At 60.6% G+C, this 19800-nt stretch carries 18 protein-coding genes and 2 tRNA genes; 9 read left to right on the plus strand and 11 right to left on the minus strand.

Annotated features, from left to right (window positions below; genetic code table 11):
- Positions 1-195: 195 nt before the first annotated feature.
- Complete coding sequence (locus tag Q0367_RS15590; RefSeq protein ID WP_298983356.1) at positions 196-1125, minus strand: glutaminyl-peptide cyclotransferase; 930 nt, start codon at positions 1123-1125, stop codon at positions 196-198.
- Positions 1126-1334: 209 nt separating this feature from the next.
- Between Q0367_RS15590 and Q0367_RS15595 the strand changes: the two genes are divergently transcribed.
- Positions 1335-2843, plus strand: coding sequence for a response regulator (locus Q0367_RS15595; RefSeq protein ID WP_298983358.1), 1509 nt, complete (start codon positions 1335-1337; stop codon positions 2841-2843).
- Between the two features lie 42 nt (positions 2844-2885).
- Positions 2886-4544 (plus strand): aspartate:alanine exchanger family transporter, encoded by a 1659-nt coding sequence (locus tag Q0367_RS15600; RefSeq protein WP_298983360.1) that lies wholly within the window; start codon positions 2886-2888, stop codon positions 4542-4544.
- 78 nt (positions 4545-4622) lie between these two features.
- Here Q0367_RS15600 and phnX read toward each other — a convergent pair whose 3' ends face one another.
- From phnX to Q0367_RS15630, 6 genes are all read right to left on the minus strand, one after another.
- On the minus strand, positions 4623-5453 hold the full coding sequence (gene phnX, locus Q0367_RS15605; RefSeq protein WP_298983362.1) for a phosphonoacetaldehyde hydrolase: 831 nt from the start codon (positions 5451-5453) through the stop codon (positions 4623-4625).
- The gene (locus Q0367_RS15610; RefSeq protein ID WP_298983364.1) at positions 5450-6571 is read right to left on the minus strand and encodes a 2-aminoethylphosphonate--pyruvate transaminase; all 1122 of its coding nucleotides are present in this window, start codon (positions 6569-6571) and stop codon (positions 5450-5452) included. Before Q0367_RS15610 ends, phnX begins: the two co-directional genes overlap by 4 nt.
- Before the next feature lie 13 nt (positions 6572-6584).
- Positions 6585-8369, minus strand: coding sequence for a putative 2-aminoethylphosphonate ABC transporter permease subunit (locus tag Q0367_RS15615; RefSeq protein WP_297638485.1), 1785 nt, complete (start codon positions 8367-8369; stop codon positions 6585-6587).
- On the minus strand, positions 8366-9484 hold the full coding sequence (locus Q0367_RS15620) for a putative 2-aminoethylphosphonate ABC transporter ATP-binding protein (RefSeq protein WP_298983366.1): 1119 nt from the start codon (positions 9482-9484) through the stop codon (positions 8366-8368). Before Q0367_RS15620 ends, Q0367_RS15615 begins: the two co-directional genes overlap by 4 nt.
- 365 nt (positions 9485-9849) lie before the next feature.
- The gene (locus tag Q0367_RS15625) at positions 9850-10920 is read right to left on the minus strand and encodes a putative 2-aminoethylphosphonate ABC transporter substrate-binding protein (protein ID WP_298983368.1); all 1071 of its coding nucleotides are present in this window, start codon (positions 10918-10920) and stop codon (positions 9850-9852) included.
- A 147-nt stretch (positions 10921-11067) separates the two neighbouring features.
- Positions 11068-12690 carry a CHAD domain-containing protein gene (locus Q0367_RS15630; protein WP_298983371.1) on the minus strand — a complete coding sequence of 541 codons (1623 nt, stop codon included), beginning with the start codon at positions 12688-12690 and terminating at the stop codon, positions 11068-11070.
- Between the two features lie 170 nt (positions 12691-12860).
- Here Q0367_RS15630 and Q0367_RS15635 point away from each other — a divergent pair, with 170 nt between their 5' ends.
- From Q0367_RS15635 to Q0367_RS15665, 7 genes are all read left to right on the plus strand, one after another.
- The gene (locus Q0367_RS15635) at positions 12861-13973 is read left to right on the plus strand and encodes a histidinol-phosphate transaminase (RefSeq protein WP_298983373.1); all 1113 of its coding nucleotides are present in this window, start codon (positions 12861-12863) and stop codon (positions 13971-13973) included.
- A gap of 9 nt (positions 13974-13982) precedes the next feature.
- Complete coding sequence (locus Q0367_RS15640) at positions 13983-14792, plus strand: hypothetical protein (RefSeq protein WP_298983377.1); 810 nt, start codon at positions 13983-13985, stop codon at positions 14790-14792.
- Between the two features lie 109 nt (positions 14793-14901).
- Complete coding sequence (locus Q0367_RS15645) at positions 14902-16176, plus strand: DUF418 domain-containing protein (protein WP_298983379.1); 1275 nt, start codon at positions 14902-14904, stop codon at positions 16174-16176.
- Positions 16177-16244: 68 nt separating this feature from the next.
- Positions 16245-16676 (plus strand): hypothetical protein, encoded by a 432-nt coding sequence (locus Q0367_RS15650; RefSeq protein ID WP_298983381.1) that lies wholly within the window; start codon positions 16245-16247, stop codon positions 16674-16676.
- Positions 16677-16713: 37 nt separating this feature from the next.
- Complete coding sequence (locus Q0367_RS15655) at positions 16714-16947, plus strand: hypothetical protein (protein ID WP_298983382.1); 234 nt, start codon at positions 16714-16716, stop codon at positions 16945-16947.
- A gap of 7 nt (positions 16948-16954) precedes the next feature.
- Positions 16955-17458, plus strand: coding sequence for a type II CAAX prenyl endopeptidase Rce1 family protein (locus Q0367_RS15660; RefSeq protein WP_298983384.1), 504 nt, complete (start codon positions 16955-16957; stop codon positions 17456-17458).
- A 69-nt stretch (positions 17459-17527) separates the two neighbouring features.
- On the plus strand, positions 17528-17752 hold the full coding sequence (locus tag Q0367_RS15665) for a hypothetical protein (protein ID WP_298983387.1): 225 nt from the start codon (positions 17528-17530) through the stop codon (positions 17750-17752).
- A gap of 159 nt (positions 17753-17911) precedes the next feature.
- Here Q0367_RS15665 and rph read toward each other — a convergent pair whose 3' ends face one another.
- The 4 genes from rph to Q0367_RS15685 form a co-directional block, all read right to left on the minus strand.
- Entirely contained in the window at positions 17912-18634 is a 723-nt protein-coding gene (rph, locus tag Q0367_RS15670; protein WP_297638453.1) for a ribonuclease PH, read from the minus strand.
- A gap of 128 nt (positions 18635-18762) precedes the next feature.
- A tRNA-Ala gene (locus tag Q0367_RS15675) sits at positions 18763-18835 on the minus strand.
- 70 nt (positions 18836-18905) lie between these two features.
- Positions 18906-18978: transfer RNA gene (locus Q0367_RS15680), tRNA-Ala, on the minus strand.
- Positions 18979-19023: 45 nt separating this feature from the next.
- Positions 19024-19728: a class I SAM-dependent methyltransferase gene (locus tag Q0367_RS15685; protein ID WP_298983390.1), complete on the minus strand. Its 705-nt coding sequence runs from the start codon at positions 19726-19728 to the stop codon at positions 19024-19026.
- Between the last annotated feature and the right edge of the window lie 72 nt (positions 19729-19800).

Raw genomic sequence — 19800 nt, forward strand, 5'->3', positions numbered from 1 at the left:
ACTTTCTCATATCTTTTGCCGCTTGGGAGGATGGCTGTCAGCTCTGCGGAATAACCTGACAACCTGCACAGGTTCGGCTTCCAGCCCGAGCGTCCGGCCGGATCGGAATGGCGCGCCGGAGGCGGCGACCTACATGTGCAACTGTAGGTTCGGCTTCCAGCCAGACGCCCTCAACGGTGCATGGGACCGCCTATTTTACGGTCTGGGGAACAGCTCCACCTCGAACAGGTAGGGCCAGAGTTTGCCGGTCACAAACAGGCGACGGTTTTCGGCGTCGTAGGCGATGCCGTTGAGCACGTCATAGCCGCCTTGAAATGGCGGCGCTTGTTGCAGCAGGCCGGTGAAATCGTAGACGCCATCCACGACGCCGCTTTCAGGATCAATCTGCACGATGAAATCCGTCTGCCAAACGTTGGCCAGAATTCTGCCCTCGACGTACTCCAGCTCATTGAGGCGAGGCAGCGGCTGACCCTCCAGGGTGACGGGAAGGCGACGCACCTCCTGCAACGTTTCCGGATCGAGATAATAGATCGTCGGCGTGCCATCGCTCATGATGAGATATTCGCCGTCATAGGTCAATCCCCAGCCCTCGGTCGCATATGAAAAGCGTCGCAGCTCCTTGAAGGATTCGCGATCGTAGATGAAGCCAACGCCATTCTGCCAGGTCAACTGGAAGATGCGATCGCCGACCACGGCGACGCCTTCGCCAAAAAACTCGGCGTCCAGGTCATGTCGCTGAAGCACCGATCCGCTTTCCACCTCGACCTTACGCAGCGAAGAGCGGCCGTAAAGTCCGGTCCCTTCATAAAAAACGCCGTTCCAATAGACCAACCCCTGTGTGAACGCCTCCGGATCGTGAGGAAAGACGTTTTTCACCCGATAGTCATAAATGAGCGGCGACGGAGGAGGGAGCGGCGTTGTGGGCGCCCCGGAGGACGAAGCGAGCGTCGGACTCGGCGAGGCAAAGGCGGGCGAAGGAAGAGACTCCTCCACCGCAGGCTGGGGGACAGGCGCAGGAGGGGCTGCTTCATCCGAAAGCTGCGTGGGAGACGCACAGGCGGAGAACAACGCTGTAAGAACCAACAAAAAAATAGAGGTGATCAGACGCTTCTTAAAAGGAGTCATAGATGGCTCGGTTTCTTGTCTGCGCTCATATTGCACGATGGAGCCTGCGAACTTGACGGTTGAAATTTACGGCAATTTCATGATGGGACAAGCCATTGGATTTATAGTATGATACACGATGTTTGGTCACAGGGTTTCAACGCTATGCATGCTTGGTGCACATTGCGCGCAGAATCGTACAACGAACTCAACATTGCAGGAAACGAGCCATGACAGACGCAAACACCAGCCAATCCAGTCGAGCTCCGAATAAAAGTCTCATCCTGGTGGTCGATGATTCGCCGGCAGGCCGGGAAACGCTTCAGGCGCTGCTCTTTTCCGACGCCTATGAACTTCACTTCGCCACCGATGGATTGCAGGCGCTGGCCATGGCGGCGCAGCTGCGTCCAGACCTGATCCTGCTCGACGTGATGATGCCGGGCATCGATGGCTTTGAAGTCTGTCGGCGTCTGCGCGCGGACCCAGAGTTAAAAGATATCCCTGTCATCATGGTCACGGCGTTGGATGATCGCGCCTCGCGCTTGCAAGGCATTGAAAGCGGCGCCGATGACTTCGTGTCCAAGCCCTTTGATTCCGGCGAGCTGCGCGCACGCGTGCGCACCGTTACGCGCCTCAACCGCTATCGACGTCTCATGGAGGAGCGCGAACGGTTTGAATGGATGATCGAGCACGCAGACGAAGGTTATCTGATCCTGGACGGCGATGTGATTCGCTACGCCAATCCTCGGGCGCAAACGCTTCTGAATCTGGATGAAGAGACGCTTGCCACACAGCCTTCGTTTCTGGCGCTGGTGGACAAACGATTCAACCGCGAACCGCAAGAGCTGTGGAGGCGCTGGCCGAATTTATGGGAGGAGACGCAAGCGGGGACGGCCCAGAGCGATGTCAATCTGTTTCTGATTGCGCCGGAGACGTCCACCTCGCCGGTCAACTGGCTGGAGGTGACCGTCTTCGGTCAGTTTCACGTTCAGGAGAGCGGTCGTCTGGTTCGCGTGCGCGACGTCACGGCGTTGAAGACGGGGCTGCGCGATATGTGGTCCTTCCACACCATGGTGATGCACAAGCTCAACACGCCCATGCACATGATGCTGGGCAGCATGGAGCTGCTCACCATGAACGCCAACGCCAACATCTCCAGCGGCGAAATTCTCGATTTGGTGGAAATGGCCGCCAACGGCGCCCAACGGCTGGCGGCCGCCGTCAACGACGTCATTCAGTACGCCACGGCGCTTTCCACGCCGGCGAGCATCGGCGAACGCTTTTCCCTTGGCGACTTGCCTGCAATGGCGAGGGAAGTGGCGGAACACCTGGAGCTCGAGCAAGTCACGGTTCAGATCGAGGCGCCGCAGGACGTCAGCCTCGTGCTCGACCCGCGCGAAATGGAGTCGATTCTCTTCGAGCTGCTGGAAAACGCCAAGAAGTTCCATCCCCAGCACCGACCCACCGTGACGCTTTCCGCCGCCTTGCGCAACGAAAGGGTCGATTTGAAAGTGCAGGACGACGGCATTCACCTTTCTCCCGATCAACTCAATCGAGTGTGGCTCCCTTATTATCAGGGCGAACGCTATTTCACCGGCGAGGTGCAGGGCATAGGACTTGGACTGCCGCTGGTGGCGTCGATTCTCTGGGAGCACGGAGGAGAATGCCGCATCAGCAACCGCGAGGATGCACCGGGCGTCGTCATCCGTCTCGCTATCCCGATCATGCGCAATGAATGACAGGGCGTCTTCGGGAACTCACAGAAATGGCGTCAAGCCGTTATGAACGTCTTCATTGAGTGGTTGGTTGAGCATCCCCTGCTCCTTCTCTTTCTGGTCTCCACGATCGGATATTATCTCGGCGAAATTCGAGTTGGGAATACGGGCCTGGGCGTTGCGGCGGTGCTCTTCGTCGGCTTGGCCTTTGGCGCCCTCGATGCGCGCATCTCCCTACCCCCAGAGCTGGTCTCGTTGGGACTAGTGCTCTTCGTCTATTCGATCGGCCTGGCGAGCGGGCCGGGCTTTTTCGCTTCGTTCTCCCGCAGCGGTCTGCGCGACAACATGATGGTGGCCGCCGTTTTGTTGATTGCTGCAGCGATCGTGGCGGTGGAAGCGGTCGCGCTCGGCCTCAAGTCGACCATCGCCGCCGGCATCTACACCGGTGCGCTGACCAACACGCCGGCGCTGGCGCAGGTGCTCAACTTTGTCACCCACAGTTCCCTTCGGGACGCCGGTCCTGCGGTCGCCACGGAGCCGGTCGTCGGCTATTCGGTCGCCTATCCGCTCGGCGTCATCGGCCCAATTCTGGCGATCCTGCTCATGCAACGCGTCTGGCGCATCGATTATAAAAAAGACGCCGAGCAGGTGCGCGATATGTTTCCGATTGAACAAGAGATTTACAACCGCACCGCCCAGGTCGCCAACCCTGCCGTCATCGGCGCCTCCTTGCGCGCATTGAGCCGCCAGCGGGGATGGCGCGTCGTGTTTGGCCGCGTCAAGCACGGCGACAAAGTCGAGCTGGCCATCGATGACCTCATCTTGCACGAGGGCGATCTGATCAGCGTGATCGGCGCACCCGAAGACGTCGACCGCGTGGTCCATGAACTGGGGGAGCTGGCGTCGGAGCAGCTCGACGTCGACCGCAGCGCCTATGATTTCCGTCGCGTCTTCGTCTCCAACCCAGACCTGGTCGGCCGTAAACTGGCCGATCTCGACCTGCCCCATCGCTTCGGCGCCATCGTCACGCGCGTCCGTCGCGGGGACATCGAGTTGCTGGCGCATGGCGATCTCGTGCTGGAGCTGGGCGACCGCGTGCGCTTCGTCGCCCCACGCGATCAGATGCGCGCCATCAGCCAATATTTCGGCGATTCGTACAAAAAGTTGAGCGAGATCAACCTGGGGACATTGGGCCTCGGGCTGGCGCTGGGGCTGCTGGTCGGTATGATCCCGATTTCACTGCCGGGCGGCCTTCAGTTCAAACTGGGCGAGGCAGGCGGTCCGCTGCTCGTGGCGTTGATTTTGAGTGCGCTGCGCCGCACCGGCCCAATCGTGTGGAGCATGCCTTACAGCGCCAACCTGACGATCCGTCAACTGGGGTTAACCGTGCTGCTGGCGGGCATCGGCATCCGCTCCGGCTACACCTTCCTCTCCACCATGACGCAGACCGGCGGGTTCACGATTCTGCTGGCCGGCGCCGTGGTTTCAATTGTAACCCCGCTGCTTGCGCTCTGGATCGGCTATCGCTGGCTCAAGTTGCCCTTCGGCGTGCTGACGGGCGTCGTGTCGGCGGTGCACACGCAGCCGGCGGTGCAGGCAGCCGCCCTGGCGCAGGCGCGCAACGATTTGCCCAACCACGGTTATGCGCTGGCCTTCCCGATGGCGACCATCACCAAAATTTTGCTGGCGCAGGTTCTGGTGGCGCTTCTGCCGTATATGACGTAAACATTCGCTTGCGCCGCCAGGCTTTACCTCTTTTCTTCGCGCCCTTGCGTTGAATCGATTTGCAGCCCAGATAATTCCCTACGGCTCCTCGCCATTGCGCACCCTGGCGTCGATCCGCTCCAACACCGGCGGCAAATCGGCGATGCTGTCGATCACATAGTGTGCGCCCGCTGTCAAGAATCGCGCTCCAGCCTCGCGGCGCAAGGCTGCGACCTCCTCGGCGCTCAGCTGCGCAAACTCCGCCTCGCTCAGCCCCACCATATTGCCGGTGAGGGCGACGCCCACCGTCCACATGCCGGCGTTCAGCCCTTCCTCGACGTCGGGAAGGGTGTCGCCAACCTTGACCATGGCCGCCATCGGGTAGACCTGCAGATCGATCGCCAGTTTGTAACACATCCATGGATAGGGGCGACCGGCGGGCGCGTCGCTGGGCGTGACGATGGCGTCCGGTTCATAGCCGTAGGCGCGCGCCGCCTGCGTTAACGCCTCCATCATCGGTCGCGTGTAGCCGGTCGTCGTCCCGATCTTCCACCCGCGAGAGCGGATGAAGGCCACCGTTTCGAGCAGACCGGGAATCGGTCGGGCGTAGTCGGCGACGACGTCGATCTGGAGCGGCTCGAAATCAGCGTAGAGGCGATCGACGTCGGCGTCGCCGGCCGGCGCGCCGTGGACCGCCTCCCAGGCTGCGCGCACCTCGGGAAGTTGTAAGATGGCGCGCAGATGATCCTTTTTCATCAGCCCCATGCCGCTGCGCGCATGCGCCGGCGTGATCGCCACGCCATGCCGCTCGAAAAGGCGCACAAAGACCGCCGTCGGCGCAAACGAGCCAAAATCAACCGTCGTCCCCGCCCAGTCGAGGATGACGGCCTGCACCCCTCCAATGTAGGAACGATGATAACGAAAGGTCATGAAAGCTGAATCTCCATTTCTTTCAGAGCTGCGCGCACGGCGCAAAGCAGGTTTTCCACGTCCGCCACATCCAGCCGGCCGATGTGGCCGATGCGGAAACAGTCGGCGTGGCTCAATTTGCCCGGATAGATCACACAGCCGCGCTCGCTCAGCAGTTGATAAAAGCGTTGAAAGTCGAAATTCGGATGGTCAGGATAATAAAAGGAGGTGATCACATAGCTGCGATGGGGCTCCGGCACATAAGGGTGAAAACCCAACGCAGTCATGCCCTGCAGCGTTTGCTCGTAGTTGCGGCGATAGCGCGCGGCGCGACCGGCGACCCCGCCTTCCGCCTCCAGCTCGAGCAGCGCCTGATGAAAGGCGAGCAAGGCGTGCACAGGCGGCGTAAAGCGAAACTGGCCATCTCGCTCCAGCCCTTCATACTGCGCCAGCAAGTCGAGGCTGACGCTGCGCGCATAGCCTTCGGCGGCCCGCAGCGTCGCAATGCGCGCCAACACGAAAGCAAAGCCCGGAACGCCCTCGATGCACTTGTTGGCGGAGGAGATGAGATAGTCGATTCCCCAGCCGGCAAGATCGATGGGATAAGCGCCAAAGCTGCTCATGGCGTCGACGATCAGCGAGCGCCCGAAGCGCGCAGTCACGGCGCCGACGGCGTCGATCGGGTTCATGACGCCGGTGGTTGTCTCGCAGTGCACGACGGCCACGTGCGTAATGGCGTCGTCTTGCGCCAGCGCGGCATCGAGGGCGTCGACGTCGACCGGCGCGTTCTCGGCGCTGCGCAGCGCAACCACTTCGATGGAGAGACGCCGGGCGATCTGCACCATGCGCTCCCCATAGGCGCCGTTGACGAGAACCAGAAGTCGTCCATCCGGCGGGATCGCCGAGCCGATCACAGATTCGATAGCGAAGGTGCCGCTGCCCTGCATCGGGACGGCGGTGTAAACGGCGGGGTCTGCGTCGGCCAGCGCCACCAGCCGTCTGCGCACGTCGGCGACCAGCGCAATGAATTCCCGGTCGCGCGAGCCGAGGTCGCGCAGCATCGCCTGCTTCACCGCGCGACCGGTGGTGAGCGGGCCAGGGGTGAAAAGCGCTTTGTCTTTCCAGGATGAAATTGTCATAGAGCATTCCTGTTCAGGGCAGGCGCCAGGCCTGTGTGCGCCGATTGAGTTGATGAACAACGACAGTATACACCAGCCGTGCGATCAGGCAGGCGGCGATGATCAGCACGGACATCGCCGCCGCAGCGGCGGTGTCGCCCGCTTCGTCCATGTTGACGATCGCCACGGAGGCCAGCCGAAGCTGCGGCGAGTAGAGAAAGATCACGGCGGAGACCGTGACCATCGAGTTGACGAAGAGATACATGGCGATCTCCGCCACGGCGGGCAGGGAAAGCGGCAGCGTGATGCGGGCGAACGTGCGATAGAACGGCACGCGCATCGAAGCCGAGACGGACTCGAACTCCGGATCGATCTGTTTCAGGGCCGTGGTGGCGGTCATAAAGCTGACGGTGTAGAAATGGACGATGTTCGCCAGCACCAGGATCGCCATCGTCCCGTAGAGAAAGGCGAACGGATTGGGAAGGGCGAGGCCCGCAATCGTCCAGCTCTTTGGGTTGAAAAAGAAGATATAGGCGATGCCGATCACCAGCCCGGGCAGCGCCACCGAGATCATGGAGAGAAAGTAGGCGAAGTGGCGCAAAAGGGGCCAGGTGCGGCTCTTTTCGATGATATACGCGCCCAGGAAGATGATGACCACGCCGAAGAGCGCCGAATAGAAGGACATCCACAGGCTGTTGGTGTAGGCGGCCCACCCTCCGCCGCCGACGTGGCGAAAATCGTAGTGGCGCAAAGTCAGGCCGAGCCGATAAGGCCAGACGTCGACGAAGGAGGCGTAGACGACCGCGCCGATGACGATAAGAATGGCGGCGGCGATCAACGAGCAATAAATCAACGCAATCGTATCGATGAGCCGATGAGGGCGCGGGCGCAGCGGCACAGAACGCGAGGTGAGCACCGCCATCTGTCGCCGCTGGGCGATGCGGTCGATGACGAAGGCGATCACGGTCGGCGCCAGCAGCAGGATGCTGATCGTGGCGCCCATCACGAAGTTCTGCTGGCCGATCACCTGCTTGTAGATGTCGGTCGCCAGCACGTTGAAATTGCCGCCGACCACCTTGGGCACGCCGAAGTCGGTGAAGGCGAGCGTGAAACAGACGAAGATGGCGCTGATCAACCCGTAGCGCATGCCCGGCATCGTCACCACCCAGAAGGTGCGCAGCGGCGAGGCCTTCAGCGCCAGGCTCGCCTCGTAGAGGCGGGCGTCCGCCAGCGACGCAGCCACCGTGAGGATGAGAAAGGCCTGGGGAAAACAGTAAAGCAGCTCACCGAGGATGATGCCGTTCATGCCGTAGAGATGGATGTTGTAGGCCAGCGGCAGCCCTAGCGTGCGCTCGAAGAAACCGAAAAAGCCGGTCGTCACCAGCCCCTTGTTGCCGAAGAGATAGACCAGGCCGATGGCGAGCGCCAGCGGCGGCGCAAAGAGCGGCAACAGCGCAATCGCGCGAAAAAGACCCTTGCCTGGCATACAGGTGCGCGCGATCGCCCAGGCGTAGCCAAAGGCCAGCCCGACCGCCAGCAGCGTCGTCGCCGTGGCGATCGTCAGGCTGTTGACGAACGAAGAGGCGAGGCCGGGGCTGCTGAAGTAGCGCACGTAGTTCGCCAGCCCCACGAAACGCCCCTCTGGATCGGAAAGGCTGCGCGCCACCAGCGGAACGAGCGGCAGCAAAACGCCGACCAACAGGAAGCCAACGACAAGGAGCAACAGGAGACGACGCAGCCACTCCTCCGCCGTGACCACCGGACGCACCCGACCGTGGGGCAGAAGCAACGCCCGCTCTTCTGCGGTTCGCATCGTCATGAGGAGCCTCCTGACGGCAGGCGGAAGACGCGCAGCGCATCGGCGGGGGCGTGGACGGGCAGGGTTGCGCCGACGCGCAGATCATGCTGCACGGTGGCGTGTCTGGGCAGATGGACGACCAGGCTGACGGGTCGTTGTTCGTCGACGTGGTGTCGATAGTGCAACAGCAGGCGATAGTGCGGCCCCATGAACTCCACCGAGCGCACCTCCGTCACCAGCACGTTGCTCAGGCCGACGTGCTCGCGCTCGATGCGCAGCTCTTCGGGTCGCACGGCCAGCATCACTTCGCTGCCCGGCGGCAGATGGTTCTGCCATCCCTGCACGCGCAGCGCAAACGGGCCGGTGCGGAAGACGCCGACGCCCTCGCTGCTGACCAGGCCGGGCAGAAAGTTCATTTGCCCCACAAAATCGGCGACGAAAGGCGTGGCGGGATGTTGATAGATCTCCAACGGCGCGCCGACCTGGACGATGCGCCCGTGGTCCATGACGACGATGCGGTCGGCCATCGTCAGCGCCTCCTCCTGATCGTGGGAGACCATGATCGCCGTGACGCCGAGCCGCCGCTGCAGCGCCGTGATCTCCCCGCGCAAATTGGCGCGCACGCGCGCATCGAGCGCCGAAAGCGGCTCGTCGAGCAGCAGTAGCCCGGGCGACAGCGCCAACGCCCGCGCCAGCGCCACGCGCTGTTGTTGCCCGCCGGAAAGCTGCGCAGGATAACGACGGTCAAGTCCTTGCAGCCCGACAAGGCGGAGCAATTCCTCAACGCGCGCCGCAATCTGCGCTTTGGGCAGCTTCTGGTTTTTCAGCCCGTAGGCGATGTTGTCCGCCACAGTCAGGTTGGGAAAGAGCGCATAGGACTGAAAGACGATGCCAAAATCGCGGCGCGAGGCGGGCAGCCGCGTGACATCGCGGCCGGCCTGCACGATGCGGCCGGAGGTCGGCTCCTCCAGCCCGGCGATGATGCGCAGCAGCGTGGTCTTGCCGCAGCCGCTCGGCCCCAGCAAAAAGAGAAATTCGCCCGCCCGCACGTCGAGCGAGACATCCTCGAGCGCCACCGTTTTGCCAAAGCGTTTGTGAATATGTTGGAGTTGAAGATAGGGGGACGGATCGCCCATAGAATCCTGTCAGGATGAAAGGGTTAGCACACAACCCAAGACGTTATGCAGTTGGCTCATCTTCCAGGAAGCCTCATGATTTTTAACAAAAATCATCTGGCAATGATAGCTGCGGCTCGCAGCTGCGGGTTCCGGCGCACAACCTATGAAAGAGCCTCATGACGCCCGATGCAGCATCAGGCGCATATTCCCGATGCATCACACGGGCTTGAAAGACTCAAGGAGGCGCAACGCGTCGCTGCGCCTCCCGGTTGCCAGAACCATTTGTGAAATTTCATCCTGCTTCCTGGAAAGTCGCTATTTTCACAGCTGCTCCCCAGCTCCTCAGAGTGACGACGGGGATGTGCGGCGAAGCTTCGCCCGGTTCAGCGCGGCTCGGACTTGCCGTCGTAGCGCTCCGCCCATTGCGCCAGGATGCGCTCGCGCTCCATCGCCATGGTCACAAAGTCATTCTTGACCAGCTGTGCGATCGGGTCCTCAGGATAGCCCTCCGGAATCGGCACGTCGGTGACTGCGGCGGTGATGGGGAAACTGTTGGCGTAGAGCCGCATCGCCTCGTCGCTGATGGCCCAGTCAAGGAAGGTTTTGGCGGCGGGCAAGATGTTGTCCTTCTTGATCAGCGCGTTCGCCTCGATCTCCCAGCCAGAGCCTTCCGCCGGGAAGACCGGCTCAATCGGCTCGCCCGACGCTTTCTGCTTGATGGCGCGGTAGTCGAATGAAATCCCGATCGCCACCTCGCCGGCGCCCGCCATCCGGCACGGTTTGGAGCCGGAGTGCGTGTAGACGGCCATGTTCTCGTGCAGCTTGTCGAGGTACGCCCAACCTTCTTCTTCGCCCATCATCTGCAAGATGGCGGAGACGGAGAGGAAGCCGGTGCCCGACGAGGCCGGGTTGGGCATGGCGATCAGTCCCTTGTATTCCGGCTTGATCAGGTCAGCCCAGGAGGTCGGAATGGGCAGCCCTCTGGCCTCCAGCTCAACCGTGTTGACGCAGAAAGCCGAGAACCAAGTGTCGATGCCCACCCAGTGCGGCGGATCGGCCGGGTCGCGGAATTCCGGGCGGATGCGCTCCAGGCCGGCCGGCGCATACGGCTCCAACATGCCCTGTTGATCGGCGACGAGCAGGCTGGTGGCGGCCAGCCCCCACACCACATCGGCCTGCGGATTGTCCTTTTCGGCGAGCAGACGGGCCGTGATGATGCCCGTTGAATCGCGGACGATGTTCACCTTGATATTGGGATAGCGTTCGTTGAAGGCAGGAAGGTAAACGCTGATCTGGTCGTCTTCCAGCGCTGTGTAGACGGTGATCTCGCCGGAAGTGGCCGCATCGACGGCGGATTGCCCTGCAGCGTCCATCGGCGCGCCGACGGGCTGCACGGTCGTACAGCCGGCGAGCGTCAACAGGGCCGCCAGCGTCGAGAGAATGAGCCGTTTCATCGATTGCGCTCCTTTTTTTGTTTCAAAATGGGAAACAAATCTTTTCGCACAACAGTGAAACCGATCCATGTAAAAAACGGCACCCTGCGCATTAACGCAGGGTGATCGTTTTGTTAACAAATGATGTGGAGAAGTTTGGAATGGCGATTAAAGCCGCGCGATGGCCGAGAAAAGGCGCCTGCGGTTCTCTGCAGCGACGAAATTGGCGAAATCTTCGCTCAAATGTTTGCGCAGTTTTTCGATCTGCTTTTGCTGGGCGCGTTGATAGCGGGTGACGGTGGGGGCGTCGCCGTTTTGAGAATTGTTGTTCAGAAGCTGCATACTGACAGCCGCGTCGTTGAGGTCGCCCAGGTCATCCTGCAATTTACGCAGCAGCGCAATGATGGCGGCGCTCTCCGAGCCGAGCAGGCCGGACATAAATTCCAGGTTGTAGCGCAAATATTTGCATTCGATGCGCAGGCGGTGCAATGTTTCAACCGGAACCGGTTCAGGCTGCTCAAACCAAACCTCATAGGCGCGCACGCGCTCGAAGTTGGCGACCAGCATCATCGGCGCCACGTGACGCACCTGAAACGGCGTCACCTCCTGCCCAGGCTGCGGCTGCATGTCGGCCAGCCCAAGCCCCGGCGTGCGACAAAAATGCAAGAATTCCACAATAAATTCACTGTATTTGGGGCTGTCCAGCCATTCGAGCAGCGCGCGACGGGCGTCGGCGCGCTGACCACGCCACTGTTCGAGCGTAGCCAGGAGGTCCGCCTGATTTTTCTTTTTCGCCTTTTGTCGATATTTTTCGAGCTTCTCAATGGCGACATCCAAATCCCGCACAGCGCCCAGGAGCCGCGCCGTATGGCGCAAATTCTTGAGGTGGGAGCGGATCGCCTTCGGCTTAAAGTAGCTTTCGTACATGTGCGCGGCCGCTCGCGCGCGGCGAATCGCCACGCGCGCATCGTGGACGAATTCAGGGTCCACGCCGGCGCGGACGCCCGCCTCATTGAGCAGCAATTTCATGAACTGCTCCTGCCAGATGATCCGACACGCCTCCCCCATGTGCATGTCGGATCGCAGCCCCTGCCAGCTTTCCGGGGAATCGACGGGATGGCGGCTGAGGATGACCAGGGCGCGCTCCAGCTTGCTCTCTCGACTCGGCGTCAACTGATAGGCGCCGCTCAGTCGATCGGCGAAGACTTGCAGCTCCGCCTCCTCGACGCCAGGCGCCAGCTCAACCTCCATTTCATAGGTGCGCGCCAGCACAGGGCCTTCGACGTCCTGACGGATGCTCACTTCGTCCAGGCTGAGCAGCGCAAGCACGGCGTCTTCTTTCTGCCGCCTCCCGGCCGCCGCCGGCGTCACCGGCCGCATCTGGCGCGTCTGTTCGAGCACGCAGAGCACAGTCAACGGACGCTCTTCATCCACCACTTCGGCCAGCGCCTCAACGATCGAAGAAGGCAGTTCGTCGATTGTGCGCGGCAGCGACTCACGCTCCAGCGGCTCTTCGATCTCCAGACGGCGATGGATGCCCTCATCATCGCCGACCTCGCGCGACTTGAGCGTCGCCAACCACCGGTCATCGACCCGTCGCGCCCGCAACTGATAGCCTAGGCGCAACAGCCGGTAATCGGGCGTATCCAAATAAATGTCGGTCACCTGTTTACAGGTGATTTCGCCGAAACGGTAACCAGGCAGGGCGCCGTTGCGTTTCACCAACGCATGAAATGTATTGGCGTCGGCGATTTGAAATTTCGCTTCGATTTCGGTCGTCTCTGCGTTCATGATTTTGATCCGTTCTCGAAGTCAGCGAACTGTTGCTTTCATTCAAACGCCCAAACGTTCAACAATCGTTAAAAAAAGTATAGGAAAATGTTATCATGACATCAGCGAATTTGCTAGAGTTGGGGGCGAGATGGATCAGGTGCAATCGTCCGACGGGAAAAAGTTTCAACATGCTGCAAATTGACGAATCGCTTTTCGAGCAGACGACGCATTCTCCTTCGCTGATCGACCTGGTGGGCTACGAGAACGCTCAGCGCGTGATCGACTTTTGCTTCATCGCCAATCCCTACTACCCGACGCCGGCGATGATCGAGGCGCTGGCGCAGGCGTTGCCGCGCTTGATCAAACACTACCCCTCCAGCAACCCATTGGTCGGCGCCCGTCATCTGGCCGCCGTCCTGCATGTAGACGCCGAACGCCTGATCATCGGCAACGGCGCCACCGAGCTGATCACCGAGCTGTGCCACCGGCTGGTCCCTTCCATCGGCGTGCCGATTCCGACGTTTGGCGAATACCTGGACAAAATTGAGCCAACGCGTCGTCGCCTCTATCCGCTTCAAGCCGCAGACAACTATCAACTTGACCTGACCGCCTATTTGGAGTGGCTGCGCAGAGAATCCTTGCAGGCGGCGCTGGTGATCAATCCGCACAACCCGACCGGACAGCTCTTTGCGCTCGACGCAATGCAGGCGTTTCTGGAGGCGGCGCGTTGGCTTGAGCTCGTCATCGTGGACGAGTCGTTCATCGACTTCGCGGGCGAAGAAATTCCCTCGCTCCTGCATGCGGCGGAGCGTTATCCTAACCTTGTGATCGTGCGCAGCATGAGCAAACACTGCGGCGTTCCTGGCTTGCGCCTGGGCTACTGCTACAGCGCCAATTCGCGCATCCTCGACGTTTTGCGCAGGTCGCTGCCGACGTGGAATCTGAATACGCTGGCGGAGTTCTTCCTGAGTTTGCTGCCCGCCACCGACGCCGACTATCACGCCTCACGGCTGCGCGTGATCGAAGATGTGCGCTGGCTCCACGCTGCGCTGTCGCAGGTCGAAGGGATCACAGTCTATCCGACCGGCGCCAACTTCGTCTGTTTTCGCATCGACAGCGGGATGACGGCGCGCCAGCTTCAACGTCGCCTGCTGGTTGACCATGCCATGTACGTGCGCGACTGCTCCAACAAGGTCGGCATGGATCCGTTTCACATCCGCGTCGCAACACAGGGCAGAGAAAATGATCGCAGGCTGGTCGAAGCCTTGCCGCAGGCGCTGATCGCTCCGGCCGGTCGATGAGGAGGAGCTATGCCAACACTGACGCAGCGCAAGTGGTTTTACCCGCTTGTTTATTTTTTGCTGGTCGTCATTGCTTTTCTCCCTCTATTCACCGAGCAGCCCTACGATCCCCGCAACACCGGGGAGGTCATCTCCAGCATTCTGCTGGTCTCCACCCAACCTTACGCATCGTGGGGATGGGTCTTTCACATCGCCACGCTGGCGGTGATTGCGCTGGCGGCGTGGCGCCCTACCTTGGGAGGGCGCTTCGCAGCTGCATATTTTGGCCTCAACTATCTGGTGGTGGCTGCGGTGCAGACCCATGGCGTGACGGAGGAATACGGTTTAGCCGTGCACATCGGGGCGTTGGTCGCCTCCATTCTGTTGGGGCTGATCTGGCTGTCGGTGGCCTGGCGCAACCGTCTGCATCTTTCCTTCCGAGACGCACCGCGCTGGCGTTGGCTGCTCTTGCCCTTCGCATTGCTCGTCTTCTGGGCGCCTATGACAATCGAAAGCAAGCGCATCGTCCCCAACTTTGACCCTCTGCTCTTGCTGACCTCGCCCGACTATGGCCTCGCCTATTGTTTCGTCACTCCGGTCTTTCTGTTCCTTTTGATCCTGGCCTATCCCCACGTGGACGAGTTTGCATTTCGGGTGACTGCGTTCAACGGACTGCTGTATGGATTGTTCAACCTGAGCCACTGGAGCGACCCAGATCGCATCTGGATGGGAGTCATGCATCTGCCTCTGCTCGTGACGTCGTTGACGGCGCTGCTGATGACCCATCGCCCCTCTGCGCGCAGGCGGTCGCAGGATGTCTGGCGTTCTCACCCAGCTTAGGTCTGCCTCGCGACCGTTGCGCTGCGGAGACGTAGAGAGGAGGTGAGGATAGCTGCAAAGATGTAATCAAGCGACGATATTTTGAAATTTTCAGAGAAAGCGAGGAGACATGACCACCGTTTCAGCCCTCGAACCTACTGTTGCGCCCGTGCGCCCCGTCGAACGCATTCAAATCATCGACATCCTGCGCGGTTTTGCGCTCTTCGGCATTCTGCTGGTCAATATGGTCATCTTCAGCCATCCGTTCCAGTCGATCCTCTTTCCAACGCCGCCGGACACTCCCTGGCACGACCGCTTCGCGCTCTGGCTGATCCACTTTCTGGGGGAAGGGAAATTTTACTCGCTGTTTTCGCTGCTCTTCGGCCTGGGCATGGTGTTGCAAATGGAGCGCATCGAGAGCCGCGGGCGGCGCTTTGTTCCTCTCTATGCGCGCCGCCTGCTCGTCCTGTTGCTGATCGGCGTGGTGCACGCCTTTCTCATCTGGCCCGGCGATATTCTGATCATCTACGCACTGTTGGGCTTTCCGCTGCTGCTCTTTCGCAAGGCGAAGCCGCGCACGCTGCTGATTTGGGTGGTGGCTCTGCTTGTTATTCCGTGGCTCTTGATGGCTGCAGGCGCTGTTTTAGTTGCCTTGGGACGCATGACGCCTGAGGGGGCTCAGGCAATCGAACAGAGCTTCGCCATTGTGGAGGCCGGCTACCGCGCCGACCTCGCCCGCGCAGAGCAGGTGTACGCAACCGGCAGCTTTTGGGAAATCACCGGCCAGCGCGTCTACGACTACATGAGCATGGGGCTGAGCTCCTTCTTCGTCCTCGGCTTCAACATTCTGGCCATGTTTTTGCTCGGCGCGTATTTCGCCAAACGCCGCATCTTCAACGACCTGGAGGCGCATCGTCCGCTCTTTCGCCGGTTGCTGATCTGGGGCGGCGTCATCGGGTTGACCGGAAACGCCATCTACGCCACGCTGATTATGGAGCTTCCACGCTACGATGTGACGCCCGAACTGCTGATCGCCACCGTAGCGCAGGGCGTCGGCGCGCCGCTGCTCATGCTGGCCTACGTCTCGGCGATCTGTCTGTTGGCGCTGCGTCCGAGTTGGGGCAGTCGACTGCAGATGCTGGCGCCGCTGGGACGGATGGCGCTGTCCAACTATCTGCTGCAGTCGATCGTCTGCACGTTGATCTTCTATAGCTACGGCCTCGGCCTCTTCGGCAAGGTCGGCGCAGCCTGGGGGATCGCTCTGACCGTTGTGATTTACCTGTTGCAAATTCCGCTCAGCCAGTGGTGGATGAGCCGTTTCCTCTACGGCCCGGCGGAATGGCTCTGGCGCTCGCTGACATATGGGAAGATGCAGCCGATGCGACTCAAAAACAATTCTGCTTAGGAAGCAAGAGAGCATTCCCAGTGACAAACGCACAGACGAAACGATCAAAACGTCCTCTAAGCTTTTGGTTGCTATTTTTTCTGCTCTTTTTTCAGGGCATTTCGGCCACGCCCAGCGGCGCCATGCTGGTCATCGATCCCAGTGGCGAACGCATGCAAATGCCGGTGACTTGGTTAGAGGGCACACCTTTCTCCAATTATCTGATCCCTGGTCTGCTCTTGAGCATCGTGCTGGGGCTGGGCGCATTCTTTGTCCTGATCTGTCTCCTCATCCTGCCAGAATGGAGTTGGGCGCAGCGGTTGAACCCATTCAAAGAACAGCACTGGACGTGGGCCGCTTCGGCTGCTTTTGGGCTGGCGCTGATGACTTGGATCACTGTTCAGGTGCTGATGATCGGCTTGAGCGTCTGGCTGCAGCCGTTTTACTTTGCCGTAGGGTTGGCGATCCTGCTGTTGACCTTAAGCCCGTCGATGCGCAACTATCTGCGTCGGCGCACTTAATGCAGGTAGGAGAGAGCTTCGTCGGAAGGAGCTATCGATGAATAAGAACACACAGCCGCTGCTTCCGGAGCGCCTGCCCTATCCGTCACACCCTGCGCTGCGCGCGCTCTTTCGTTTGCCGATCCTGCTCTATCGATTGGGCTTTGGGCCGTTGGTGGGTCGGACGTTCATGATTCTCACCACCACCGGCCGCAAGAGCGGCCTGCCGAGACGCACGGCCATCCTGCTGGTGGCTGTGGTTGTGCTGTTCCCAACCCTCTGGTTCGTTTGAGGTGAGCATGTCCCGACCCACAGTCGTGTACTTTCTCCTGGCCTATCTGCTGAGCTGGTGCGCCTTCTTGCCGCTGGCTTTACAAGGGCAGGGCGTACTGAGCGGCGTCCCTGTCTGGCTGCACCTGGTCGGCGCCTACGGCCCCTTCCTGGCCGCCTTCATCGTTACGGCCTGGACGACAGGGCGAAAGGGCGTGTGCGAGCTGATAGGTCGCCTGACGCGCTGGCGCATCGGCTGGGGATGGCTGGCGGCGGCGTTCAGCCCGGTGGCTGTCTTTGGCGTTGTGGCTCTGGTGATGCGCGTGATCTCGGGAACCTGGACGGCGGCGAGCGGCTTCGGCCAGGTGGCGGAATTGCCTGAATTAGGCTGGCTGGCCGGCTGGCTGGTGTGGATTCTCACTTTCGGCCTGGGCGAGGAGACCGGCTGGCGCGGCTTTGCCTTGCCGCGCTTGCAGGCTCGTTACAACGCGCGCGACGCTTCGCTCATCCTGGGACTCCTGTGGGCAGGCTAGCACGCGCCGGCTTTCTTCTGCAACTACGAGCTCTCCCCCTTTTCTGTGCTGGCCTTCGGGATCGGCATCGTGGCCGGCGCAATGGTGCTGACCTGGCTTTACAACAGCACCGGCGGCAGCGTGCTGGCGACCGCCTTGTGGCATGGCTCGTACAATGCGGTCGTGGCCGGCGGTGAGGCGGCGGTCTCGACAGTCGTGACGGCGGCGGTCATTCTGGCCTTCGTGCTCATCGCGCGGCGTTATGGGCCGGAGACGTTGTCGGCTCAGCCGAAACATGTGCTGGAGAGTCATTGAAGAAGCCATAAGTGCATCCCCCCTGCGCACATGCGCCGCCGAAATTCGGCGCCAGTTCGCAGGGGGCGGCGGGCTACAGGTTGCCAGCGGTGGCTTTTCCCGTTACGGCGGGAACAAGCCGCGCCCCAACCGGTGTTCCGCCCTTGGGCTGGGATCCGCTTAAATCTTCGCCTGCGCCAGCGCTTCGGCCTGGATGGCGAACAACTGCCGAATGCCGTGTTCGGCGAGCAGAAGCATGGCGTTGAGCGCACCGCGGCTGAAGGGCTCGCCTTCCGCCGTGCCCTGAATCTCGACGAAGCGACCGTCGGAGGTCATGACCACATTCATGTCAACGTCCGCCTTCTGGTCCATCGAATAGTTGAGATCGAGAACGGCTTTGCCGTTGATGATGCCGACGCTTACGGCCGCCACCGCCTGCACCAGCGCGCCCGGCGCAATCACTTTCCGCTTTTCCAGCCGTTTGATCGCCAGCGCCAGCGCCACATAGCCGCCCGTGATCGCAGCGGTGCGCGTGCCTCCGTCCGCCTGGATCACGTCGCAATCCACCACGATCTGCCGCTCTCCCAGCTTGTTAAGGTCAACCGCAGCGCGCAGGCTGCGCGCAATCATCCGTTGAATCTCTTGGGTGCGTCCTTTGGGATACTGAATCTCGCGTTGGTTGCGCTGTTCGGTCGCGCGCGGCAGCATGGCGTACTCCGCCGTCACCCACCCCTGCTTCTGACGATTGTTCGCCATCCAACGCGGCACCGTCTCCTCGACGGTGGCGTTGCAGAGCACGCGCGTGTTGCCCATGCTGATCAACACCGATCCTTCAGGATAGATCACATAGTCCAGCTCCATCTTCACAGGACGAAGTTGATCGAGTGCTCGGGTGACGGTCAAGGGCGCATCCTTTCTGAATGACGATGACGCAATGGAGCAAGATCCGAGGCTTTCGCTTTTTGGCTTCCGTCTTTGCAAATAAGTCTTCGCAAATAAAATGACCCTTCCGCCCGGGAAGGGTCGTCGTGTGGACCTAAAGGGACTTGAACCCTTGACCTCTACAATGCCATTGTAGCGCTCTCCCAACTGAGCTATAGGCCCTTGCACTACTCTTTTATTATAAGCCTTTTGCCTCCAATTTCAAAAAATCGGAAGCACATTATCGGCTGTGTGGACCAGAGGGGACTTGAACCCCTGACCTCTACAGTGCGATTGTAGCGCTCTCCCAACTGAGCTACTGGCCCAAGAGGTCATCGACACTTTCAGTATAGCAAACGCAACAGAGCAGGTCAAATTTTTCCTGAATTGTTCGCCTTCTTTCTTGCCACAAGAACGCCAACTTCGGCGTTTGCCGCTGCTTTCCCCTGAATATCAACGACAAAGCCCGCCGACGCAAAGGCCTCCGTCCAAGAAGCCAGCAGCGACGGAGACGGCGTCGCATAAAGCAGCGGCAGGTTGATCCGCCGCCCGGCAAGAAGCGGCGTCACCCAAAGGCCGACCACGACAAACAGTCCCTCTGCGTTTAGGACGCGAGCACACTCGCCCAACGTCGTCGCCTTCAGCAGAAAGGGCGCAGGAAAAGTGGCGAGCAGCGCGCCGAAACATCCATCGGCGAAGGGCATGGCCTCTGCCGTCGCCTGCACACGCGGCGCCTCGAGCTTCTCCTTCAACGCCTTGGCGCTCGCAACGGCGTGCATCTGCGACGAAAACTCGAGGCCAATCATGGCCAACCCCAGCCGCTGCGCCGTAAGCAGCAGATCACCCGTGCCAAAACCGATCTCCAACATGGGAAGATCGATGGGCCTTTTGCGAGCTTCGATCTCCCCGAGCGCCACTCTGCGCCAGGCGTCCCAGCGGCCCAAGCTGACCAGCCAGCTGACCCAATCATATTGCCATGCCAGCTCATGATAGAGTCGCTCGCACGCCCATGCATAGCCGCAGCGCAGAAGCTGTTCGATTCCATTGCTTGCACAAAAACTTACACATGTTTGCATAAAAAAATTCTGAGGAAGATGAAAAATTGTAAGCAAAAGAGTATTTACAACGCGTAGATCGACTGTTATTGT

It is taken from the genome of uncultured Caldilinea sp. (genome assembly GCF_937128415.1).
Taxonomy (GTDB): Bacteria; Chloroflexota; Anaerolineae; order Caldilineales; family Caldilineaceae; genus Caldilinea.